The sequence below is a fragment of the Aminobacter sp. Y103A genome (assembly GCF_030294925.1).
Taxonomy (GTDB): domain Bacteria; phylum Pseudomonadota; class Alphaproteobacteria; order Rhizobiales; family Rhizobiaceae; genus Aminobacter; species Aminobacter ciceronei.
The window spans coordinates 2,185,199-2,206,886 of record NZ_AP017986.1 but is presented as its reverse complement, the minus strand read 5'-3'; the positions used below and the strand labels follow the sequence as shown (position 1 = coordinate 2,206,886).

Genomic DNA, 21,688 nt, shown 5'->3' with positions numbered 1-21,688 from the left:
ACGGTCAACGTCAGAGATCACTCCAAGCTCCGAACCAGGCAAGATAAGCCCCGGATCGGTGCCCTGCATTCGCTTTCGAGAATTCGGCGGTGATGGCGGGTCGAAGGTCTTTGACACCGCGAAAGGCCAAGTCGGCAAAATCTACGAGTTTTATATATACGCCATTCCAGAGATTTTTTCAAGGAAAAATCTGAAATCTCCCGAAATAATATAAATACTCACCCACCTTAATTTAATCATCAATTTCATATTATGATCTTATAATTTGGAAAACAGTCTCACGAAATCAAAAACAATCATATTTATTCTTGCAATACATAAGATTATTCAGTTTAGAGATTCTATTATTCGAGTTCCTCAGGCGCTATATATGTGGCGTGGTTGCCCTATGCGCCGACCGCAGAAAGAGTGTCCATGACATTCCATCGCGACCGTTCAAGGCGACAGCGGCAAAAGCTGTGCTGGAAAGGAGCAGGCAAGCGCTCACAACATTCCGGAAAAGGGTGTTTGTTCGCACCTCGTTTCCTCTGGCGTTTGGGTGCCGGAGAAATATTGAAGGTCTGAAAAACCTCTAAACTCCGCTTGAGCTGGATTCATGTGCCATGGGAAGGACGATCGCCCGCTTTCCGATGATGCCCAGTCCGCGGTGGCCACGACCCCGCCCGGCGCTCTAATGCTTCATCATCATCGGCAGCGTGCTATGCGACAACAGGTAGTGGGTGACGCGACCGAGCAGCAGCTCCAGGAAATATCCATGCTTGAAGGCGCCGATCAGCAGGCAGGTGGCCTTCGCGGTTTTCGCGAAATCGAGGATCGTTTCGCCGACGGAGCAGTTGCCTGAGCTGGTCGTGACAACGTCGCCGTCCAGCTCGAGCTGCTTGAGCAGTTCCCGCGCCGTGAACTGATTACGTCCGTCGGTTTTGTCGTTGATGCATAGAACGGTGATGTGATCGGCTGCCGCCAGCCAGCGTCTCGCTGCGACGACGGCGCGCTGGGCATGATCATGCTGCTTCCAGCCAACCACGATGTGACCCATCAGATCACCGGCATATTGGCCGGGCGGCGGCGCCAGGACGAGCTTGTGTTCGTTGAACAGAAGGTCGTGAAACGCATCGCGGGCATCTATGTTGCCATGGCAGGGGGCGACGGCGAGTGCCGTCTCATGGCATTCGCTCGTCACGCAGCGATTAAGGTCGCCGCGGCAATCATCAAGACGAAGACGGTCTCGACCCGGCTTGCCTCGCTTCCAGTCTTCGAATGCGGAAGTGACCCGCTGCGCCGGCGAGCCTTCGTCGAGGTCACGCAGCATCTGCAGGTCGATCTCCTCGGCGGCCGCGATCATCCTTTCAGGATCGGCGCCGACATGGGCGGCGGCCATGGTGCCGCCGACGGCACACGCTGCGTCTTCGGCGATATCCAGGCAAAGCCGCGTGGTTGCCGGATCGGCTAACAAGGCGAGAACGTCGGCATGGACGGTCAGCTCGTGGACAGGGTCTTTGAGAATGACGCCAGCCTCCGCCGCCGGCGGTTTTTGTGGGTTGTCGTTCGAGGGCGCTTCCATGCCGGACCTCCTTCCACAATGCTCCCGCATCGCTTCTGGTCCATCGGGTGTAAGTTTACTCCGGCGTCTCCCCGCTCGCAACGCCGCTGGCATGCCGGTTGGCGGCTGCGTTGGTCGGCTTTCCGCTCGCGTCAAGCCGGTTGCGCGCACAGGCAACGGGACGGAATTTTTCGGTTCGGCCGTCGAGGATCGCCGCCCCGCAGAACCACTATTCGCTCAGTCGGAAATTGCGGATCCTGTCGAACAGCACGGCAAGCACGATGGCGCTGCCGATGAATGTGCCTTGCCAGAAGGCGTTGATGCCCAGCAGGCCAAGGCTGTTGCGGATCACCTCGATCAGCGCCGCGCCGATGATCGCGCCGAAGGCAGTGCCGACCCCGCCGGCCAGGTTGGCGCCGCCGATGACGGCGGCCGCGATCACCTGAAGTTCCATGCCTGCGCCGATATTGGTGGTGACGGCACCGAGCCAGCCGGTCTGGATGATGCCGGCGATGCCGGCCGACAGCGCCGAGATCATGTAGACGGCGACCTTGATCTTGCGTACCGGAACGCCGGTCAGCGTCGCTGCGTGCTCATTGCCGCCGATGGCAAAGACGTAGCGGCCAAATCGCGTCCAGCGCAGCACAAAACCGGTGAGCAGCGCCAGAACGATCATGTACAGCACCGGATTGGCGATGCCGAAGAACCAGGCGCCGCCGCCCAGCGCCAGCAGCTTGTCGTGGTCGGGGCCAAACTGGAAGACGACGGTGTTGTTGGATGCGACCATGGCCAGGCTGCGGGCGATCGACAGCATGCCGAGCGTGACCACGAATGGCGGAAAGTCGAGATAGGCGATCAAGATGCCGTTGAACGCCCCGATCACCAGCGCGGTGCCGATGGCCGCCGCAATGCCGACCTCGATGCCGTATCCGGCATGCATGACCACCGCCAGCACCATGCTGCACAGGCACAGCACCGAACCGACCGACAGATCGATGCCGCCGGTGATGATGACCAGCGTCATGCCGAGCGCGATGATCGCGACGAAGGTGACGTTGCGGGTGATGTTGTAGAGGTTTTTCGTCGTCGCGAATGAATCGGTGGCGAAGGACAGGAAGATGCAGGCCAGAATGACGGCAATGAGGACCCAGAAGGTCTGGCTGCCGAGAACCTGCGCCATCCAGCTCTGCTGTTTCTGTGAAATGCTCTGGTCAAGGGTAACAGCCATCATCGACCTTCGTTTCGTCACTGCGCGACCGGCAGGGTTGATCATACCTGTTCGATGGCACCGGTAATAAGCCCCGTCACTTCCTCCGGCGAACTCAAGGCAATCGGCTTGTCGGCAACCTTGTGGCCACGCCGCATGACGATGACCCTGTCAGCCACCGTAAAGACATCAGGCATGCGGTGGCTGATCAGCACGACGGCAATGCCGCGATCGCGCAGCTGGCGGATCAGGTTGAGGACTTCCGCCACCTGACGGACCGAGATCGCCGCCGTCGGCTCGTCCATCAACACGATCTTGGCCTCGGAAAGCATGGTGCGGGCAATGGCCACCGCCTGCCGCTGCCCACCCGACATCTGCCGGACGAGGTCGCGCGGCCGCGTCTCGGACTTCAGGTCCCTGAAGATCTCGCCGGCCCGCTTGTACATCGCCTTGTAGTCGAGGACGCGCAACGGTCCAAAACCGCGGCGCAGCTCGCGGCCAAGGAAGACGTTCGCCGCCGCCGTCAGATTGTTGCACAGCGCGAGGTCCTGGTGGACGATCTCGATGCCATGCTGCCGCGCTTCCACCGGGCGATGCATGACCAGCTCGGCCCCCTCCAGCCGCATGCTGCCATGGCTCGGCCGAAAGTTGCCGGCGATCATCTTGACCAGGGTCGACTTGCCGGCGCCGTTGTCGCCCATCAGGCCGACGACCTGTCCCGCCTCGAGCGAGAACGACACGTCGCTGACCGCCTGGATAGCGCCGAAATGCTTGGAAATGTTGGCGAGTTCGAGAACTGCCACCAGCCTCTAGCCTCCCGAAACATGCAAGCCTCGCAAGCCGTCCCGCACGCGTCACGCTCGGGCACTGCGCATTCACGTTCCCCGATCTCCTCCCGGGAAACGCGAAGACCCGCATTTATGCAAAACGCCTCGACAGCGTCAATCAATTGTCGGGTGGGTTCGGCACAAATGTCTCAAAAATCTGTTTTGTCGGACAAATAGCATTGACGACGACGGCGCCAGGATATTAGCTGGGCATCGGAGGAAGAGCATGCTGATCCTTGTTACCGGTGCAACGGGCAAGGTCGGGCGGCACTTCATCGCTGGGCTGCTTGACGATCCGCGATTTTCCGAGACCCGCATCCGCGCGCTTTGTCACAACCGCTCCGTCGATGAAGGCGACCGCATCGAGATCGCCCGCGGCTCGATCGCCGATCGCGACGTCGTTGCCAACGCGCTTGCCGGCGTCACCCACGTCGTGCACCTCGCCACATGCAAGGAAACGCCAGCTGACGTGATGGACGTCGCCGTCAAGGGCCTGTTCTGGCTGCTCGAGGCGTTTCGGCTCAGTCCAACCGCCCGACAGTTCATCCTCATCGGCGGCGACGCGGCGATCGGTCATTTCCACTACCGCAACGATGCGCCCCTCACCGAAGCGGCACGGCATCGGGCCTATCCCGGCAGCTATGCGCTGTCGAAGGTTCTCGAAGAGGTCATGCTGGAGCAGTTCGGCATCCAATATGGCCTTAACTGGTGCTGCCTGCGCGCGCCGTGGATCATGGAGAAGGACGACTTCCGATACACGCTGTCTTTCGGTGACGACGTCTTTGGCGGCCCGGACTGGAAGACACTGGTGCCGGAGGCAGACGCCAGGCGCCATGCCAGGGCGGGCACCGTGCCGCTGCTGCGTGATGCCGACGGGCAGCCGCTGAAACGCAACTTCGTCCATGTCGACGACCTGGTGTCGGCGATCCTTGCGGCGATCGACAATCCGCGCGCCAGGCAGCAACTCTTCAACGTCTGCATGGATCGTCCGGTCGATTATGGCGAGGTCGCCCGCCACCTCGCCCGCACCCGTCACCTCGCCTCGATCGACATAGCGAGCCAGTACCACTCGAACTGGATGGACAATGCCAAGGCCAGGTCCCTGCTTGGCTGGCAACCCCGATACGACCTCGAAATGCTCATCGACTCGGCCTGGCGGTACGAGCGTTCGGAAAACGATCCTCGCACCGTCTGGTATCCGGGTTGATTTCGTCGCGGGCACGCCGTGCCCGTTTGTTCAAATGGGAGGAAACAATGAGGAAGGCATTATTGCTCGCTACCGCTGTCCTGGCACTCAGCGCTGGAAACGCGCTCGCCAAGAAGCAGCTCGTCATCGTCGTCAAAGGCCTCGACAACCCGTTCTTCGAAGCCATCAACCAGGGTTGCCAGAAGTGGAACAAGGAAAACGCCAGCTCGGAATATGAATGCTTCTACACCGGGCCGGCATCGACGTCGGATGAGGCTGGCGAAGCGCAGATCGTCCAGGACATGCTGGGCAAGGCCGACACCGCCGCCATCGCCATTTCGCCGTCGAACGCCAAGCTGATCGCCCAGACCATCAAGACCGCCAACCCGACTGTTCCGGTCATGACGCTGGACGCGGATCTCGCCGCCGAGGACGCGGCACTGCGCAAGACCTATCTCGGCACCGACAACTACCTGATGGGCGCGCGCATCGGCGAATACATCAAGAAAGCCAAGCCCAGTGGCGGCAAGATCTGCACCATCGAAGGCAATCCGGGCGCCGACAACATCCTGCGCCGCGCCCAGGGCATGCGCGACACGCTGACCGGCCAGAAGGGCCTGACTGAACTCAAGGGTGAAGGCGGCTGGACCGAGGTTGCCGGCTGCCCTGTCTTCACCAATGACGACGGCGCCAAGGGCGTCCAGGCGATGACCGACATCCTTGCGGCCAATCCCGACCTCGATGCCTTCGGCATCATGGGCGGCTGGCCTCTGTTCGGCGCCCCGCAGCCCTATCGCGACCTGTTCAAGCCGATGGCCGACAAGATCGCCAAGAACGAGTTCGTCATCGGCGCTGCCGACACGATCGGCGACGAGGTGGCGATCGCCAGGGAGGGCCTTGTCACTGCCCTGGTCGGCCAGCGGCCGTTCGAAATGGGCTACAAAGCACCGACTGTCATGATCGATCTGATCGAAGGCAAGACGGTCGACGATCCGGTCTTCACCGGTCTCGACGAGTGCACCAAGGACACGGTCGATACCTGTATCCAGAAATAGGTGCAGGCCAGAAGTAGGTGCAGTTCGGAGCGCCCGGCTCGCCGGCGCTCCGACAAGCCTGTGCGGTTGATGTCGCGCGCGGACGGTCCCGCCGGCCCGAGCCGGCTTTTGCTGCACCAATCAGAACGGAATTGATCCAGCAGAGATCAACTCGGTCGATGGCAGACGGAACGTCCAAAAGGCCTGAGGAAACGGTCGCCGGCCGCCCGCCGGCAATGCGTCGCCCCAACGCCGCGCGCATGAGCGGATCGAGCGTACACGCCTGGCTCGCCAGCGAGATCGGCCTCCGGATCGTGCGCGGCGACTATCCGCCGGGCACCATCCTGCCGAACGAGGCGAAGTGGTCCGAAACCTTCGATGTCAGCCGCTCGGCCGTGCGCGAGGCGATCAAGATGCTGATGGCCAAGAGCCTTTTGGCATCGCGCCCCAAGGTCGGCAGCTGGGTCGAACCGAAGGATCGCTGGAACCTGCTCGATCGTGACGTGCTGAGCTGGTATGCGGCCTCGCCCGATCGTGAAGCTTTTCTGCGCACAGTGCAGGAGTTCCGCCACATCATCGAGCCGGAAGCCGCCGCCTTTGCCGCGGAACGCCACAGCGAAGCGCAGATGGGCGAGATCAGCCAGAGCTGTCGCGACATGGGCCAGGCGACATCATTGCAGGAACGCACCCAGGCAGACACGCGCTTCCACCTTGCCATACTGCGTGCATCCGGCAACGACCTTCTGGTGCCGCTGGGCGTGCTGATCGAATCCGCGCTCCATCACCTCTTCACCTTCGTGACGCAGGAGATCCAGGACGAACGCGCCCAGAGCCTGCATGAAGCGATCGAGACGAACATCCGGCTGCGGCGCCCCAGGGCGGCGCGCAACGCCGTGCACAGGCTGCTGGCCGACACCGACGACGTGATCGCCCGCTCGGGACGGTAGACGCCTGTTCCGCGACGGGTTCACTCAGCTCTTTTCCGGCGGCGCCAGGTCGACGCCGTTGATTTGCCCGATATGTGTCGCCAGCATCGGCACGTAGCGTTCGCCCCCACCGGCGGCGACGGCGCCGGCAAACGCGTTCTTGGCGGCATTTCCCAGCGGGTTCACCATGCCGACGGAATCGGCCATCGATTCGAGATAGGTCAGGTCCTTGACCGCATTGGCCAGCGTAAACTTGTGGGCGTCGCGATCCCCTTCGAGGGTCCAGCGCATGAAGGTCTGATAGAAACCGCAGTCCATGCGGCCGTTGCGGATGACGCTGTCGAAGCGGGCGGGCGAGATGCCGACCTTGCCGGCCAGGGCCAGGGCTTCGGAATAAAGTGCTGCATAGCCGAGCGACAGAAAATTGTTCAACAGCTTCATCCGGTGGCCGTCGCCGGTTTGGCCGACATGGACGGCACGCCCGGCCCAGGTGTCGAACACCGGTTTCAGCCTGGCAAACATCGTATCGGAAGCGCCGACCATGGTGTCCAGGGTGCCCTCCCACGCCTCCTTTGGCGTGCGGCTCAACGGCGCGTCGACCAAGGTCACGTCGACGGCGGCAAGCTCGGCCGCCAGCGCCATCGTCGACACCGGGTCGGACGTCGAACAATCGACAACCACCGAGCCCGGCTTCAGCGCCTGCTTCAACCCGCCTGCGCCGCGAACGACGTCTTCGACCTGCCGCGAACCGGTGACGCAGATAAAAATGACGCTCGAGCGGGCGGCCACCTCCGCAGCAGTGGGGACCTCGACGGCGCCGCGGGCGATCATGTCTTCGGCCGGGCCGCGGTTCCTGCGGCCGAGGAAGGTCAGCGGATAGCCCTTGTCGACGATGTTCCTGGCAATGCCATGCCCCATCAGGCCAAGGCCGATGAAACCGATCTGCTCGGTCGATCTGGTGCTGTTTGCCATCTTCCGTGCCCTCCGGTCGCAGGTTGAATTCGGCGCAGTCGTCACCGATGATATTGTCTGACAATATCCAATGATCTGGCAGAATGTGGAGGACAAAATGTCGAAGCGGATCATCTTTACCGGCGGCAGCGGCAAGGCCGGCCGCCACGTCGTCCAGTACCTTGTCGACCAGGGGCACCAGCTTCTCAATCTCGACGCCAGGCCGCTCGACAATCCAAAGGTCCGGACGCTGATCACCGACATCACCGACAGCGGCCAGCTCTTCAACGCGCTGACCAGCTACATGGGGCTGCACGAATTCGACCCGTCGCTGCGGCCGCAGCCGGTCGATGCCGTCGTGCATTTCGCCGCCATCCCCCGGATCATGCTCACACCTGACAACGAGCTGTTCCGCATCAACGCGCTCGGCACCTACAACGTCATCGAGGCGGCGGTGAAACTCGGCATCCGCAAGATCATCATCGCCTCAAGCGAGACGACCTATGGTCTTGTCTTCGCCAATGAGCCGCGAAACCCGCACTATTTTCCGCTCGATGAGGACTATGACGTCGACCCGATGGACAGTTATGCCCTCTCCAAGGTCGTCAATGAAAAGACGGCACGGGCCTTTGCGCTGCGCAGCGGCTTCGACATCTATGCCTTGCGGATCGGCAACGTCATCGAGCCGCACGAATACGAGCTGTTTCCGAAGTGGTTTGCCGATCCGGGTTTCCGCAAGCGCATCGCCTGGAGCTACATCGACGCGCGTGACCTGGGTCAGATCACCGACCTCGCGGTCAAGACCGACGGCCTGGGCTATCAGGTATTCAACGCGGCCAATGACGACACCTCGTCCGACCTGCCGACACAAGAGCTGCTCGAGCGGTTCTATCCCGGCGTGCCGTTGAAGCATGAACTCGGCGAATTCGAAACGCTGCTGTCCAATCGCAAGGCCAAGGAGGTCCTGGGTTTCCGCAGCCAGCACAGCTGGCGAAAATACGTCTCGCAAAACTGATTGGCCGGCGCCGGGAAGCGACGCTTGACACTTGGGATGGCGCACCACTCTGTTGCGAAGGCGGCCCGAAATTCAAGCATCGGCCAGACGACAACAGGAAGACGACAACAGGAAGACCAATGGCCTCGAAGCCGACAGACGCACTCATCGCCGACAAGCCGCTGGCGAGCCGCCGAACCGACGCCACGCGTATTTCGGGCGCAAGCGTCCACACCTCCCTTGCCAGCGAGATCGGCCTCAGGATCGTGCGCGGCGACTATCCCCCCGGAACGATCCTGCCCAACGAGGCCAAGTGGACCGAAATCTTCGATGTCAGTCGTTCCGCGGTGCGCGAAGCGATCAAGATGCTGATGGCCAAGAGCCTGCTGGCCTCCCGCCCCAAGATCGGCAGCTGGGTGGAGCCCAAGGAGCACTGGAACCTGCTCGACCGCGACGTCCTGAGCTGGTACGCCGCCTCGCCCGACCGCGAAGGCTTTCTCAGGACGGTGCAGGAGTTCCGCCACATCATCGAGCCGGAAGCGACGGCACTGGCCGCCGAGCGCCGGACCGAAGCGCAGATGGCGGAGATCAGCCAGGCGCTTCACGACATGGGCAATGCCGCCTCGCTGCAGCACCGGACACAGGCCGACACACGCTTTCACGTGGCAATCCTGCGCGCATCGGGCAACGACCTTCTGGTGCCGCTCGGTGTCCTGATCGAATCTGCCTTGAACCACCTGTTCGTTCACGTGACCCGCGAGGACAGCAGCCTGCTGCGCGCGCAGAAACTGCACGAGAACATCGAGAAGTGCATTCGACTGCAGAAGCCGAATGCCGCGCGCAACGCGGTCCGCAAGCTTCTGGCGAATACCGATGACATCATCGCTCGAAGAGCAAGATAGGGGCTGCAGTCACCTCGCTCTTTGGCGCCAAGATCCGCCATTGCCTGTTCCGGACCTTCGACCCGGCCGAACGCATCGACACCGGACTGCATGATCTCTGGTATCCAAAGAACGCCGGCTTCCGCGAATAACGCAGCGGGCTCAACCTCTATCATCTGAAGATGAACGACCCGGCCCGGCGCAGCGCCCGGCGCGACCTCCTCTCGACCCGCACCGCCGCGACCAGGCCGTCGGTTACCTCGCCGACGAAACCGGCGTGCAGCTCGAGCCCATCCCGGCCGACCGTCCTTATCATCGGCCTCATGTCGACGATGGCGGCCTGTGGATGTTCGACCTCCGCGACAAGGCCGGCGCAGAAGGATGGCAGGGCTAGGCTTGTCCAGCTGAGATCACTCTGCCATTCAGGCCTGCGGCGGCCGGATGCCGCCGAAACAACCACATCACAAAGCGGCTTCTCATCGGCCGACGAGCTTCGGCGGCAATGCGCCCCGTTGCGGTCGTTCAGCTGCCCGCGATCGGATACTGAAACTTGTCTTTTCAAGTTCATGAGAGGACCGCGCAGGGCGCCAAAAGCGTCAGGGGTGGTGTCGTTTCTGCGCTGTTCGTGGTGCCGTATCAGAGACAACTCGACCATCCTCCAGCACAAGGATACGGTCTGCGCGTTCGAGTATCCGGCTGTCGTGGGTGACAAGGAGAGTGGTCGTGCCGCGGCTGCGGCCGAGGCGCTTGAGGAGATCCACGACTTCGGATGCACTGTCGGCGTCGAGCGCGGCGGTGGGCTCGTCAGCCAGCACGAGTGCCGGGTTGCCAACGAGTGCGCGGGCAACGGCCACGCGTTGCTTCTGTCCGCCCGAGAGGTTGGCGGGCAGATAGTTGATTCGATCGGACAGGCCCACGAGTTCAAGGACATGGACCGCTGCCTTGTGTGCGAGTTCATCCGAAACATCACCATGAACCTGAACGCCCATGATCACGTTCTGCAAGGCCGTCAGGCTCTCATGCAGATTGTGCGCTTGGAAAATGAAGCCGAGGCGCCGTCTCAGCGTCATCAGCGTGGTTTCACGGGCACCGTTCAGTTGCTCCCCGAGCAGGCGCACAGATCCGTCCTGCACGCCGCGAAGACAACCGAGCAGGGTAAGCACCGTCGTCTTGCCGGAGCCGGATGGCCCCATGAGCACGGTGAAGCTTCCAGCCTCGATCGCGAAATTGAGATCGTAGAGCGCCTGCTTGCGGGCATCGCCTATGCCGAACCAGTGGTTGAGCCCACGGACTTCGATGACGTCGCGATCTGGCGTTTCCATGATCAGAAGAGGTCCGCCGGATCTGCGGCTGCGACGCGTCTGGTGGCGATCGCGCCCGACAGGGACGAAACTGCGATCGTTCCGACGAAGACAGAAGCCGCCATAACGAGCGTCATCGATAGCGGCAGCGTCGTCACCTTTGCCATTACAGTCAGAATTGTCGTGCCGACGATCAGGCCCGGGATGAAGCCGAAGACACCGAGGATCAACGCTTCCTCGAATACGATGCCCAGAAAGAACCGCGAGCCATATCCCATGGCCTTGAAGGTCGCGTATTCCCGCAAGTGGTCCGCCACATCGGTGGAGAGTACCTGATAGATGATGATCAGGCCAACCAGTATGCCGATAAAGACGCCGAACCCGAATATCACGCCGGTTGGACGTCGCGTCTGCTGGTACCGCAAATCCTCGGCCATCGCGTCTGCGTAGCTGCGGATGCGCAGCGAGGAATCCGAGATCTGGCCGCGCAGCTGTTCCGACACTTCGTCCACTGACGTGCCGGGTCTCGTGCGCAGGAGGATGTGATCGGGCGCGGCCGAGCTTCGCGCGGGAAACAGCGACAGGAAGGTCTGGTCGGAGACCAGCATGTAGCCGTCGCCGCCGAACCCTCCACCGCCGGAAAACGTGTTGTAGGCCTTGATGGTGCGGCCGTCAGTCTCGAAGGAGAGCGGCGTCTGCGGCCGGATGGCGACAGCTTCGTCTCGCGTAATTCCGCGCGCGAGCCTGTCCAGGATCGCCGCGTCGTTCACCTGCAGCAGGTTCAGGTCGGCCGCAATCTTGGGCGAGATGAAGTCCTGCTTGAACGGATCTATCCCGAATGTTGTGAGGCTGATGTCCGTCTGTCCGCGGTCCCAGGGCACATTGGCGACAAAGAGGCCCATGCCTGCGATGACGTCCGGATTTGCCAGCGCCTGCAGCATCCACTGGCGAGCAACGTTCCCCCCGTCCGCGATCGCATTGGCGTCGGCCGCCGAAATGATGATGTCGGCCCGAAAAAACTCATACGGTCTGAGCGTCGCAACGGCCATCGAGTTCATTATGCCGAGCTGGACGAAGACCAGTACGTTGGCGAAGGCGACACCCGCGATCGCAGCCGCGAAGCGGGTGCGATTATGGGTCAGCTGCAACCAGCCGATAGGGAGCCGCCCAAAGAGCCGTTGCAGCAGGCGGCTCATCGTGCGGCCCGTGTCGCCGCTGACGTGTCGATGCGGGCAATAGCCTCCAGGTTGGTATAGCCCGAAGCCAGCTTCGTCGACGAGGCGTCAAGAGCCACGAGGATGCGAATGACCCTCGCATCGGTGTTCGCGGCGGCATCGTCGGAGATGAGGCCCTGTCGGCCAACAGTCAGGCCGATGCTTTCCACCGTTCCCAGCAATGTCCGCCCCAGCGCGCTGGCGACCAGTTCCACCGGCTGGCCGGCTCGAACGCTGGCAATCCGGTCCTGATAGATCTCGACCTCCGCCATCATTTGGCTGGTGTCACCCATCTCCATGATCCCTTCCGTCGGTGGTCGCTGCCCCGGCGTCGCGTGAATATCGAGGATCGTTCCTGCAATAGGCGCGACAACGAGCGCCCGCTGCGTGTCGAGCTTCACCCGGGCAAGATCGGCCTCGGCGGCAGCAACGTTGCGGCCGGCGACAACCACGTCCGGCTGCTCGTCGGGGTGAACCGAGGAAAAACGGGCGAGCGTTGCCTCGGCACGCGTCACGCTGAGCGCGGCACCCTGGACGGCCGCGCGCGCCGTATCGAGCGTAGCGCCGGTCGCAACCCCGCTACCGGCAAGCTTCCCGGTGCGATCGAGATTGGCTTCGGCTTCACGCAGATTTGAGCGAGCCTGGTCGAGCGTCGCCTGCGCCTCGTCGCGGCTCGACAAGACGGTGCTGCGGGTCTGAAGCAGTGCAGCCTGACGTACCGCCAGATTTGCCTCAGCGAGAAGAACGGCGCTTTCGAGTGCGTCGCGGTTGTCCAGGCGCGCCAGTGGCGTGCCCCGGTCGACCCAATCGCCGACACCGACGAGCAGTTCGGAAAGCCTGGCATCTCCGGCCCCGTAAGGCGCTGCAACGATCGAGACGTCACCGCGCGGTATCACGCGGGCGAGCCCCACGACGTCGGACGGCAGCATCGTTTCGGCCAACTGCGCCGGCAACTCGATATTGGGAGGCAGCGCGATTGGCGAGGCTGATCCCGCACCCGGCGTCAGCCCGGTAATCTCATAGAATTTCTGGAGGGGTACGGGCTGGAAATACATACCCAGGACGCCGCCCAAGAACATGAAGACCGGTATCAGCAGGACGAGCAAATATCGTTTGTGGAACCACCGGCCGCTGCGACGCGGCATGCCATCCGCAAGCTTTAGATCCATGGGCAGATCGCTGCCCGGCGTTGCTGACATATCCCTTCCTTTTTCTGCGTCCGGCGAGTGGCCGACGCTTTGTCCAGTTTGCGTGCGAGACGGCGCGTAGGCACCACAATCCGACGCCAGCCTATCACCTGGCCTGCGGATCCGAATTGACGCAGAGCAAGCGCACGAAAACGCGGAAACGAACGATTTTTGAGAAGGCAGACGATCCCGACCGCCGCGACCAGGCCATTGGCTATGATGACCTGGCCGCCGAAACCGGCGTGCGGCTCGAACCGGCCGGCCGCAAGCTCGAACGTCCGGCGACGCGATTTTGATTTCGATCAAGGACAGCTTGCGGGATGGCCTTATCGTGTCAACATGGTTTGGTTGTGCGATGAACTCCGGCTTCTGGCGACGGCGCTGATTTTGAGCCTGGCGTTGGCGCTTGGCGTCGGCGCTGCGGCGGTTGCCGCTTTGCCCGGCACGTCCGTCGAACAACTGCACCATCTGGCCATCGTCCATCCTGCATCGATCGCGCACGACGCCGACGGGCAAGAGCCGTGCGATGATCGGTTCGCCGATTGCTGTTCAAGCCTGGCGCATTGCAGCGGTATTGCCCTCGTGGCGCCGGCTGACGCGCCCGGCTTTGCCGGTTCCGCGCACCGGACCTGGACCTTGGCAGGAGCGCAATGCCTCCACGGCATCGATCCGCTCGTCAACCGCCATCCGCCCCGCGACCTCGGCTGACACAAGCGACCTTGACGGCCGCGGCGTTTCGCTTCTCACCCGCGCACTGCCCTGCATTGCACCGTTGTCCGGCGTCTCGTCACCACCCATTCAATCCAGCACAACGCAAAGGGAGAAGACCCATGCGCGTTACCAGGCCCCTGTTCATGGCGGCGCTGTTCCTCAGCCTCGCCAATCCTGCGATCGCCCAGACCGACCCGCATCACCCCGAGGGGGCCGATACCCCCTCTGCCACGACCGGGACACCGGCAGGCAACATTGCCCAGCTTCCTGCCCCGCCCGCAGCCAACGCGACGGCCCAATGCCCGGACATGATGGGCATGATGAAGGGCGGCGGGGGAGCAGCCATACCGATGATGCAAATGCACATGATGATGATGATGCAGATGCACCTGCAACTCATGCAGCAGATGCAGAGTGGCGGGATGATGCAGCCAGGCGCCGGCGGCTCGCCGCAGATGCAGATGATGGAGATGATGCGGTCCATGCAGATGATGCAGATGGACATGATGCGGATGATGCGGCAGATGCAGAAGGACATCCCCGCACCCGAGGCCCCTGCTGAGGGAGACATGCCATGACCGACATCGTCAATAGACGCACGCTGTCGATGCTGGGGCTGGCAATGGCGGCCAGCGCAGCGCTGATCGTGCTGTTCGTCCTGTGCGCGCTCGTGGGAGTGCTGTTTCCCAGCCTGCAGGTGACGCATGCCTGGGTAGGACTGTTCACGCTCGCACCCGTGACGTCGCCCCAGGCTTGGCTCGAAGGCATTTTCTTCAGCCTCGTTTTCGGCATCATTGCAGGCGCGATCGTGGCTGCGGTCCATAACGCCGTCGCGGCACGCGGACTGTGAGACGGGCCGGCCGCAGGGCCGGCGCGGTCTCAATGACCAGCAGCGGCAGTTCCATGCCATCCCCCCAACCGCGACCGTCCAGTCGCGGTTGGAACAGCATCAGACGACTTCCACCACCTCTCCCACAAGGCGGCCGGCATGATGTCGACCTTCGGCTGCCGACCCCGAGGCCCGAGCGTGAAAACCGTCACCCTCGAAGTCACCGACCTGCAGAGCATATGTCTCGGCAAGTTTCGCATATCTGACCATGCCTGCCTCGCGGGACTGGGAAGAAAGGTCCGGACCAGCACGATGCCTGTGCTGCCAATTGATCCCGATCAAGGGCGCGATCGCCGCCGCGTGTCAGGCTGCCGTCCATGACAAACTGGTACGTGATCACCGGCGGACCGAGTTCAGGCAAGACGACGACCATCGAATTGCTCGCCAAGCGTGGCTATCGCACCACGATCGAGCACGCACGGCACTTCATCGACACGCAGCGCGTCACCGGACGGACGGTCGCCGAGATACGGGCCAACCAGCGCGAGTTCCAGAAGGGCGTTCTCAAGATGCAGATCGAGCAGGAAGGAATGCTCGACCCGGACGAGGTCTGCTTCCTCGACCGCGCGCTGCCCGATGCCTTGGCCTACTACCGCTTCCTGTCGCTCGAGCCGGAGCCGGAACTGATCGAAGCGCTGAAAACCGCCTCCTACCGGAAGGTGTTCGTCCTCGACCTGCTGCCGCTCGCCAGGGACTATGCGCGGACCGAAGACACCGGTGCACAACACCGGATCCATGCGTTGCTGATCGACGTGTACCGGTCCCTCGGCTTCCCTCTCGAAACCGTGCCGCCATTGCCTGCCGATGAGAGGGTGGAGTACATCCTGCGCCGGCTCGCTGCAGCATGAAGCGCGCTTCCACCGGCCGCCCCAACCATCGGCTCGGGGGTCAGCAGGCCAAACGCCCTGTGGTCGATCACCGCACGCGACACATCGCTCCAGATCAGCGAAGCTGACGCGTGCCGTCATCAGTCAACTCGACGTGTCAAAACGTCGTTCGCACGCCCCAAAGGACGCGCCGCGCTGTTTAGAACGTGAACCACAGTGCCGGAGGATAGGACGGGTCTTTGCCGGTTTTATCGGCCGGTTCTGTGATCGCATCGAAAGCGGGCCTGACCGATCCGGTGGACCTTTTGTCGAGAGCCGGCGGGCTTTCCTCTGATATGACCGCTTTCTTTTTGACCACAACTGTTTTCGTATCTGCCTGTGCCGCATGCGAAAGTACAAGCAATGCAAGAACTGCAGGCAATGCAAGAAGTGCAGATAGCGCGCGTTTCATGATCAGCCCTCCCTAAGCGAACTGGTAGTTGCGCTTGGTGTCATAGTGTCGGTTGCCTGGCAGCCGCAGGGGCGGCTGCGCTGCTCAACGGCAAGAGAGCCGGACTGAGCGCGACAGGCCTAAGTTAACGCGGCGTTAAGGCTGCGTTCTATGCGGAAAACGAAAGAGCAGGACAGATCGCGCAAACATCGCGAAAGCGGCAAACCGCCCTCACCTGCTGTGTCGTCGATGTCCTGAACCGCGACGCAAGGCGTCGCGTGGGGCCTCACCGAATGCCGCCTTGTAGTCGTGCGCGAAGCGGCTGGGATTGGTGAAGCCGAACCGAAGGGCGAGATCGGTGACCGTGCCCGCGATGTCGCCGGTCCTGAGCGCGTCGCGCACCGCGACGAGGCGGGCGAGGCGGATCGCTTCCAGGGGCGTCGTCTCGCGGAACCGCCGGAAGCCAAGCTGCAGGCTGCGCACACTGCACCCCGCCGCCGCCGCCACCTCGTGCAGCGCGATGGGCTCTTCGACATGGGCGTGGATATAGGCCTCCGCCCGCCGTATGATTCCCGGGACAGCGGGGCTGCCTGCCCGGGCAAGATGATCCGAATGGTTGTGAGGGAGTGCGCGCAGCAGTGTGTAGAGCATGAGGTCGATGAAGGAGTGGCTGGCGAGTTCGCTGCCCGCAAACGGTGTCGGCGCGCGAAGCTCCTCCACCATCAGCTCCATGAGGCGCCTCAAGCGCTGCGCCGGCACAGCATCCCAGTCGAAGACCGGCTCAAAGGCGATGTCCTTCGTCACGGGCCCACCCAGCAACGCAGCCAATCGCTGGTTCAGGCTCGTCGCAGGAATCCAAACCGAAAGTCGCTCGTGGCTCCCGGTCGCGGACAGCGTCGTTCCGGGCTCGCCGCGGTATACCAGGCCCACGCTGCGGTCGATTCCAGCTGTCCGAGCGCCCGGCGCGCCGCCGAACTTCAAGGCGCCCCTGCTCACGGCGGTGAGGCAGTAGTCGGGTATGCCGGATCCGGTGACAGTCAGCGTCGCGGCGAGCCGATCCGCAACATAGGCGACATCCAGATCGCCGACCCCGCTCGCGCCCCGGACCGAGAAGAATTTCGGGGTCCGGTCGGCCCCGGTCCTTTCCTGAATCCTATAGCGCAACAGCTTGAAATGAGGCTTGAGGAAGTGCGGCTGGAGCCGCGGCCAATACGCGCCGCCTTCCAGATCCTGCAGGTCGCCTATGCGTGCGAGCCTGAACCCTTCCGGCTCCTCGCCATAGGGCAAAGCAGGATTGTTCGGATCGGTCCCAGCCTGCATTGCCCACCGCAATCGGTTCGAGCGCGGATCGGTTGCTGATGACAGGATGCCGATGTCAGCAAACCGAATTGTGACAACCATATTACAGAGACAGCTAAAATGCCATTGATGAGGACAAGCACGCAATCCGCGTCCGCCGCGATGAAGGCGATGAGGGACGCCCACGGCGCCGTTCCATTGGAACAGGTTGCGATCGAGACGGCGGCCCGCCGGTCTTCTGCTCCGGTGTCATGTGCCCATGACCGAAAAACGCATGCTGCAGATCGGTCCCGCGCCCCCATTTGCGCAGAACATTCTCATGGATGTCGAGGCGCCTTGATCGGACTGTCTGGATCCGGCCCAAAGCTGCCACCAGGCTAGGCCAGAAAATCGTCGACGATCATCTCCGCGACCTTGACGAAGCGCGTTGCCGCGCCGCCAGGCCCGGCGCTGCGCCAGTTGGTCCTGGCGCCTTCGACCAGAAGCGTCAACGCATCGACCATCAGCTCGGCGTCGGCAGCACCCGCTGCTTCGCAGAGCTCGACCAGGCGCACGCGGTACAGGTTGCGAAGCTCCTCGACGAACTGCCGCGCCGGGTGGTCGATCTCGACCAGCTGGGCTGCGGCATCCAAGAGCTCGCAATTGCAATGTTCGACGGTGACGAATTCGCCGGCGCAGCGGACCCAGTCGCGCAATTGCGCCTTGGCATCACCGGGATTGGCCGCCTTGATGCCCTCCCAGAAGGCGTCGGCCTCGGCGGCCGCCTCCTTGAGGCAGACGAACACCAGGTCGTCCTTGGAGCCGAAATGGCGGTAGAGCGTCATCTTGTTGCTCTCGGCCGCCTCGGCGATGGCATCGACACCAATGCCCTTGATGCCGTGCTTTCGGAACAGGTCGCGCGCAGCGTCGATGATCCGCTCTCTCGGGGGACATTTGACAGCAACTGTCATCAACGTTTCCTCGCTTCCAGTCTTGTCGCTGGAACGCCCTTGACAATGTTACCGATCCGTAACATTTATCCTGTTACTAGATAGTAACATCCATCGTCTGAAGTCAATATCGGGTTGTTCAGGAGCAGCGCACGGTTCCGTGCGCTGCATCGGTTTTTCGTTGCCATCTCCCAGGGCAGCCATCGACCATCACGAGCCGCCTCGGAGAGAGCCATCATGGTCAACTTCTTCATTTTGCGGCCGATCTTCGCTTCGGCGATCGCCATCATCATGGTGCTGGCCGGCGCCATTTCCTACTTCCTGCTGCCGGTCTCGCAGTTTCCCGACATCACCCCACCGCAGATCGTGGTTGCCGCCAACTATCCCGGCGCCAGCGCCCAGGTGGTGGCCGACACGGTGACGACGCCGCTGGAGCAGCAGCTGAACGGCGTGCCCGGCATGCTCTACATGTCGTCGACGAGCTCGAACGACGGCTCGGCGCGCATCACCATCTCGTTCCAGGTCGGTTATGACGTCGACATCGCCGCCATGGACGTGCAGAACCGCGTCTCGCAGGCGGCCCCCTCCCTGCCGGCTTTGGTCAACCAGACCGGCGTCACCGTCATCAAGCAGAACCCCAACTTCAACGTGCTGGTAAATCTCAGCTCGCCTGACAAGTCGGTCGATTTCACCACTTTGTCGAACTACGCCTATCTGCAGATCCTCGACCCGATCAAAAGGCTGCCCGGCGTCGGCGACGTCCAGTTCTTCGGCGAGCGTCGTTATTCGATGCGCCTCGGCGTCACCGCCGTCGATGTCCAGAACGTCATCCAGGAGCAGAACATCCAGGTCGCGGCCGGCAAGATCGGCCAGTCGCCGGCGCCGTCGGGCACGCCCTTCGAGATGCAGGTCAGTGCCGTCGGCCGCCTGAGCGACCCCAAGCAGTTCGGCGAGATCATCCTGCGCGTCGATCCCGAAACCCACGCCGCGATCCATCTGCGCGACGTCGCACGCATCGAACTCGGCGCTTTGTCCTACTCCTCCTCCTTCAGCCTCGACGGCGAGGACAGCGTCGTGCTCGCCGTGCTCCAGGCCCCGGGCTCCAACGCGCTCGACCTGCAGGGCAGCGTCAAGGCCAAGATGGACGAGCTGTCGCAGCGCTTCCCCTCGGGCATGTCCTACAACATGTTCTACGACACCACCCGCTTCGTCTCCGCCGCCATGGACGACGTGATCAAGACGCTGGTCGAAGCGCTGCTGCTCGTCGTCTTCGTCGTCTTCATCTTCCTGCAGAGCTGGCGCGCCACCATCATCCCGATCATCGCGATACCAGTGTCGCTGATCGCCACCCTGACGGTGATGTATCTCTTAGGCTTCTCGCTCAACATGCTGTCGCTGCTCGGCATGGTGCTGGCCATCGGCCTTGTCGTCGACGACGCCATCGTCGTCGTCGAAAACGTCGAACGCCAGCTCGAAGACGGCCATCCGCCGCTCGAGGCGGCAAAGATCGCGATGAAGGAGGTCACCGGCCCGATCATCGCGACCACAGGCGTGCTGCTCGCCGTCTTCGTGCCCGTCGCTTTCATCCCCGGCGTCGCCGGCCAGCTCTACAACCAGTTCGCGCTGACGGTGGCGATCTCGTTCGCCATCTCGGCCTTCAACTCGCTGACGCTGAGCCCGGCGCTGAGTGCGGTTTTCCTGCGCCATCGCGGCGCGCCGAAATTCGTCCTGTTCCGCTGGTTCAATTCAGGCTTCCGCTGGCTGTCCAACGCCTATGCCGGCAGCATCCGCAGCTTCGTCCGCTGGCGCTGGGCTTTCATGGGGCTGTTCGCGCTCGCTCTTTATGCCACCTACGCGCTGTCGCAGCGCATCCCCTCCACCTTCCTGCCGGTCGAAGACCAGGGCTACTTCTTCGTCGTGCTGCAATTGCCCGACGGCGCCTCGGTGGAACGGACGGCTGCGGTGGCCAAGAAGTCGGAGGAGGTCCTGCGCGCCCTGCCCGGCGTCGAATCCGTCGGCTCCGTCGTCGGCTTCTCTTTCCTCACCTTCGCCAACCAGTCCAATGCCGGTGTCCAGTTCGCCGTGCTCAAGCCCTGGGACGAGCGCGGCCCCGGGGAAAGTGCGACCGAGCTCAAGAACATCGCCCAGGGCAAGCTGATCCAGATTCCGGAAGCGCTGGTGCTCGCCTTCGACCCGCCCTCGATCCAGGGTCTGGGTGCGACGGGCGGCTTCGAGTTCCAGGTCGAGGACCTGACCGGCCGCGGTGCGGTCGCCCTCGACGAGGCGACGCAGGCCCTGCTTGCCGAGGCGCGCAAGCAGCCGGAGCTGAACCCGTTCACTTTGTTCACCACCTTCAGCACCTCGACGCCGCAATATTCCTACGACCTCGACCGCAACAAGGCCAAGCTGCTCGGCCTCGACCTGCCCGACATCTTCTCGACGCTGCAGATCTATCTCGGCTCGCTTTATGTCAACGATTTCAACCTGTTCGGCCGCACGTTCCGCGTCACGCTTCAGGCCGAACAGCAGGCGCGCGCTTCAGCCACCGACATTTCGCGGCTCTATGTCCGCAGCAACACGGGCGACATGGTGCCGCTCAGCACGCTGGGCGCGCTGAAGGCGGTGTCGGGCCCGGAAACGGTCACCCACTACAACAATTACCCTTCCGCCCTGGTCAATGGTGCCGCCGCCGAAGGCTACAGCTCGAGCCAGGCGGTCGCCGCCATGGAGCGTGTCGCGGCAAGCGCCCTGCCCCGGGACTTCGCCTTCGAATGGACCGGCATCACCTATCAGGAGATCCGCGCCGGTTCGATCGCCAACCTCGTCTTCGGCCTCGCCATCGTCTTCTGCTTCCTCGTCCTGGCCATGCAGTACGAAAGCTGGTCGATGCCTTTCGTGGTGCTGCTCGCCGTGCCGCTCGCTTTGCTCGGCGCATTGCTGGCGATCTGGCTGCGCGGCCTGCAGATCGACGTCTATTCGCAGATCGGTTTCGTCATGCTGATCGGCCTCGCCGCCAAGAATGCGATCCTGATCGTCGAATTTGCCAAGCGGCGGCGCGAAGAAGGTGTCGAGATCGTCGCCGCGGCCGTCGAAGCCGCGCGCCTCAGGCTGCGCCCGATCCTGATGACGGCCTTCGCCTTCATCCTCGGCGTCGTGCCGCTGATGCTGGCGTCGGGCGCCGGCGCGGCAAGCCGGCAGTCGATCGGCACCACCGTCTTCGGCGGCATGTTGATCGCGACCGTGCTGACGCTTGCTTTCGTGCCGATCTTCTACGTCGTCCTCGAAACCTGGCGTGAACGTTTCGCGCGCCGCTCGTTGCCCACCCAGGCGGTCGAGCCGGCCGAATAATCAGGAG

General features: G+C 62.8%; 20 protein-coding genes and 1 pseudogene. 10 read left to right on the top strand and 11 right to left on the bottom strand.

The window, feature by feature from the left end:
- Positions 1-670 precede the first annotated feature (670 nt).
- From Amn_RS10745 to Amn_RS10735, 3 genes and pseudogenes are all read right to left on the bottom strand, one after another.
- Positions 671-1,654, bottom strand: a complete 984-nt coding sequence (locus Amn_RS10745) for a universal stress protein (RefSeq protein WP_286296983.1) — start codon at positions 1,652-1,654, stop codon at positions 671-673.
- 115 nt (positions 1,655-1,769) lie between these two features.
- On the bottom strand, positions 1,770-2,768 hold the full coding sequence (locus Amn_RS10740; RefSeq protein ID WP_067966810.1) for an ABC transporter permease: 999 nt from the start codon (positions 2,766-2,768) through the stop codon (positions 1,770-1,772).
- Between the two features lie 41 nt (positions 2,769-2,809).
- A pseudogene (locus Amn_RS10735) lies at positions 2,810-3,573 on the bottom strand (ATP-binding cassette domain-containing protein).
- 227 nt (positions 3,574-3,800) lie between these two features.
- On the opposite strand from Amn_RS10735, the gene Amn_RS10730 reads away from it, so the two are divergent.
- The 3 genes from Amn_RS10730 (at position 3,801) to Amn_RS10720 (ending at position 6,741) form a co-directional block, all read left to right on the top strand.
- A complete protein-coding gene (locus Amn_RS10730) occupies positions 3,801-4,781 on the top strand; it encodes an NAD-dependent epimerase/dehydratase family protein (protein WP_067963631.1) in 981 nt (326 codons plus the stop codon).
- Between the two features lie 47 nt (positions 4,782-4,828).
- Positions 4,829-5,815, top strand: a complete 987-nt coding sequence (locus tag Amn_RS10725; protein ID WP_182573622.1) for a substrate-binding domain-containing protein — start codon at positions 4,829-4,831, stop codon at positions 5,813-5,815.
- Positions 5,816-5,973: 158 nt separating this feature from the next.
- Positions 5,974-6,741 carry a FadR/GntR family transcriptional regulator gene (locus Amn_RS10720; RefSeq protein ID WP_286296968.1) on the top strand — a complete coding sequence of 256 codons (768 nt, stop codon included), beginning with the start codon at positions 5,974-5,976 and terminating at the stop codon, positions 6,739-6,741.
- Between the two features lie 24 nt (positions 6,742-6,765).
- Here the strand turns inward: Amn_RS10720 and Amn_RS10715 are convergent, their stop codons facing one another.
- Positions 6,766-7,692 carry an NAD(P)-dependent oxidoreductase gene (locus Amn_RS10715; RefSeq protein WP_067963638.1) on the bottom strand — a complete coding sequence of 309 codons (927 nt, stop codon included), beginning with the start codon at positions 7,690-7,692 and terminating at the stop codon, positions 6,766-6,768.
- 97 nt (positions 7,693-7,789) lie between these two features.
- Here Amn_RS10715 and Amn_RS10710 point away from each other — a divergent pair, with 97 nt between their 5' ends.
- Together Amn_RS10710 and Amn_RS10705 are read left to right on the top strand one after the other, a co-directional pair.
- A complete protein-coding gene (locus Amn_RS10710; protein ID WP_182573620.1) occupies positions 7,790-8,686 on the top strand; it encodes an NAD-dependent epimerase/dehydratase family protein in 897 nt (298 codons plus the stop codon).
- A gap of 119 nt (positions 8,687-8,805) precedes the next feature.
- Positions 8,806-9,567 carry a FadR/GntR family transcriptional regulator gene (locus Amn_RS10705; protein ID WP_286296965.1) on the top strand — a complete coding sequence of 254 codons (762 nt, stop codon included), beginning with the start codon at positions 8,806-8,808 and terminating at the stop codon, positions 9,565-9,567.
- 151 nt (positions 9,568-9,718) lie between these two features.
- Here Amn_RS10705 and Amn_RS10700 read toward each other — a convergent pair whose 3' ends face one another.
- The 4 genes from Amn_RS10700 to Amn_RS10685 all read right to left on the bottom strand — a co-directional run bounded on the left by Amn_RS10700 (position 9,719) and on the right by Amn_RS10685 (position 13,260).
- Positions 9,719-10,006, bottom strand: coding sequence for a hypothetical protein (locus tag Amn_RS10700; RefSeq protein ID WP_067963642.1), 288 nt, complete (start codon positions 10,004-10,006; stop codon positions 9,719-9,721).
- 136 nt (positions 10,007-10,142) lie between these two features.
- The gene (locus tag Amn_RS10695) at positions 10,143-10,868 is read right to left on the bottom strand and encodes an ATP-binding cassette domain-containing protein (RefSeq protein ID WP_067963645.1); all 726 of its coding nucleotides are present in this window, start codon (positions 10,866-10,868) and stop codon (positions 10,143-10,145) included.
- 2 nt (positions 10,869-10,870) lie between these two features.
- The gene (locus tag Amn_RS10690; protein ID WP_154387341.1) at positions 10,871-12,043 is read right to left on the bottom strand and encodes an FtsX-like permease family protein; all 1,173 of its coding nucleotides are present in this window, start codon (positions 12,041-12,043) and stop codon (positions 10,871-10,873) included.
- Entirely contained in the window at positions 12,040-13,260 is a 1,221-nt protein-coding gene (locus Amn_RS10685; protein WP_169808343.1) for an HlyD family efflux transporter periplasmic adaptor subunit, read from the bottom strand. Before Amn_RS10685 ends, Amn_RS10690 begins: the two co-directional genes overlap by 4 nt.
- A gap of 204 nt (positions 13,261-13,464) precedes the next feature.
- Between Amn_RS10685 and Amn_RS10680 the strand changes: the two genes are divergently transcribed.
- The 4 genes from Amn_RS10680 (at position 13,465) to Amn_RS10665 (ending at position 15,696) form a co-directional block, all read left to right on the top strand.
- Complete coding sequence (locus tag Amn_RS10680; RefSeq protein WP_286296958.1) at positions 13,465-13,956, top strand: hypothetical protein; 492 nt, start codon at positions 13,465-13,467, stop codon at positions 13,954-13,956.
- A gap of 122 nt (positions 13,957-14,078) precedes the next feature.
- A complete protein-coding gene (locus Amn_RS10675; protein WP_286296956.1) occupies positions 14,079-14,537 on the top strand; it encodes a hypothetical protein in 459 nt (152 codons plus the stop codon).
- The gene (locus Amn_RS10670; RefSeq protein WP_067963662.1) at positions 14,534-14,809 is read left to right on the top strand and encodes a hypothetical protein; all 276 of its coding nucleotides are present in this window, start codon (positions 14,534-14,536) and stop codon (positions 14,807-14,809) included. Before Amn_RS10675 ends, Amn_RS10670 begins: the two co-directional genes overlap by 4 nt.
- A 356-nt stretch (positions 14,810-15,165) precedes the next feature.
- A complete protein-coding gene (locus Amn_RS10665; protein ID WP_154387343.1) occupies positions 15,166-15,696 on the top strand; it encodes an AAA family ATPase in 531 nt (176 codons plus the stop codon).
- A gap of 178 nt (positions 15,697-15,874) precedes the next feature.
- On the opposite strand, the gene Amn_RS10660 is transcribed toward Amn_RS10665, so the two are convergent.
- The 3 genes from Amn_RS10660 to Amn_RS10650 all read right to left on the bottom strand — a co-directional run bounded on the left by Amn_RS10660 (position 15,875) and on the right by Amn_RS10650 (position 18,354).
- Positions 15,875-16,126: a hypothetical protein gene (locus Amn_RS10660; protein WP_286296948.1), complete on the bottom strand. Its 252-nt coding sequence runs from the start codon at positions 16,124-16,126 to the stop codon at positions 15,875-15,877.
- 210 nt (positions 16,127-16,336) lie between these two features.
- Entirely contained in the window at positions 16,337-17,506 is a 1,170-nt protein-coding gene (locus tag Amn_RS10655) for a helix-turn-helix transcriptional regulator (protein ID WP_286296944.1), read from the bottom strand.
- 275 nt (positions 17,507-17,781) lie between these two features.
- On the bottom strand, positions 17,782-18,354 hold the full coding sequence (locus Amn_RS10650; protein WP_263007561.1) for a TetR/AcrR family transcriptional regulator: 573 nt from the start codon (positions 18,352-18,354) through the stop codon (positions 17,782-17,784).
- A gap of 216 nt (positions 18,355-18,570) precedes the next feature.
- On the opposite strand from Amn_RS10650, the gene Amn_RS10645 reads away from it, so the two are divergent.
- Positions 18,571-21,681, top strand: coding sequence for an efflux RND transporter permease subunit (locus Amn_RS10645; RefSeq protein ID WP_286296939.1), 3,111 nt, complete (start codon positions 18,571-18,573; stop codon positions 21,679-21,681).
- Positions 21,682-21,688 lie beyond the last annotated feature (7 nt).

What these genes read in the sequence shown, in the direction of transcription:
- Amn_RS10685 (WP_169808343.1), bottom strand. Translation starts at nt 13,260, where the DNA reads ATGTCAGCAACGCCGGGCAGCGATCTGCCCATGGATCTAAAGCTTGCG.
- Amn_RS10705 (WP_286296965.1), top strand. Translation starts at nt 8,806, where the DNA reads ATGGCCTCGAAGCCGACAGACGCACTCATCGCCGACAAGCCGCTGGCG.
- Amn_RS10740 (WP_067966810.1), bottom strand. Translation starts at nt 2,768, where the DNA reads ATGGCTGTTACCCTTGACCAGAGCATTTCACAGAAACAGCAGAGCTGG.
- Amn_RS10725 (WP_182573622.1), top strand. Translation starts at nt 4,829, where the DNA reads ATGAGGAAGGCATTATTGCTCGCTACCGCTGTCCTGGCACTCAGCGCT.
- Amn_RS10745 (WP_286296983.1), bottom strand. Translation starts at nt 1,654, where the DNA reads ATGCCAGCGGCGTTGCGAGCGGGGAGACGCCGGAGTAAACTTACACCC.
- Amn_RS10670 (WP_067963662.1), top strand. Translation starts at nt 14,534, where the DNA reads ATGACCGACATCGTCAATAGACGCACGCTGTCGATGCTGGGGCTGGCA.
- Amn_RS10730 (WP_067963631.1), top strand. Translation starts at nt 3,801, where the DNA reads ATGCTGATCCTTGTTACCGGTGCAACGGGCAAGGTCGGGCGGCACTTC.
- Amn_RS10645 (WP_286296939.1), top strand. Translation starts at nt 18,571, where the DNA reads ATGGTCAACTTCTTCATTTTGCGGCCGATCTTCGCTTCGGCGATCGCC.
- Amn_RS10660 (WP_286296948.1), bottom strand. Translation starts at nt 16,126, where the DNA reads ATGAAACGCGCGCTATCTGCACTTCTTGCATTGCCTGCAGTTCTTGCA.
- Amn_RS10665 (WP_154387343.1), top strand. Translation starts at nt 15,166, where the DNA reads ATGACAAACTGGTACGTGATCACCGGCGGACCGAGTTCAGGCAAGACG.
- Amn_RS10710 (WP_182573620.1), top strand. Translation starts at nt 7,790, where the DNA reads ATGTCGAAGCGGATCATCTTTACCGGCGGCAGCGGCAAGGCCGGCCGC.
- Amn_RS10695 (WP_067963645.1), bottom strand. Translation starts at nt 10,868, where the DNA reads ATGGAAACGCCAGATCGCGACGTCATCGAAGTCCGTGGGCTCAACCAC.
- Amn_RS10720 (WP_286296968.1), top strand. Translation starts at nt 5,974, where the DNA reads ATGGCAGACGGAACGTCCAAAAGGCCTGAGGAAACGGTCGCCGGCCGC.
- Amn_RS10680 (WP_286296958.1), top strand. Translation starts at nt 13,465, where the DNA reads ATGATGACCTGGCCGCCGAAACCGGCGTGCGGCTCGAACCGGCCGGCC.
- Amn_RS10655 (WP_286296944.1), bottom strand. Translation starts at nt 17,506, where the DNA reads ATGGTTGTCACAATTCGGTTTGCTGACATCGGCATCCTGTCATCAGCA.
- Amn_RS10690 (WP_154387341.1), bottom strand. Translation starts at nt 12,043, where the DNA reads ATGAGCCGCCTGCTGCAACGGCTCTTTGGGCGGCTCCCTATCGGCTGG.
- Amn_RS10715 (WP_067963638.1), bottom strand. Translation starts at nt 7,692, where the DNA reads ATGGCAAACAGCACCAGATCGACCGAGCAGATCGGTTTCATCGGCCTT.
- Amn_RS10650 (WP_263007561.1), bottom strand. Translation starts at nt 18,354, where the DNA reads ATGACAGTTGCTGTCAAATGTCCCCCGAGAGAGCGGATCATCGACGCT.
- Amn_RS10675 (WP_286296956.1), top strand. Translation starts at nt 14,079, where the DNA reads ATGCGCGTTACCAGGCCCCTGTTCATGGCGGCGCTGTTCCTCAGCCTC.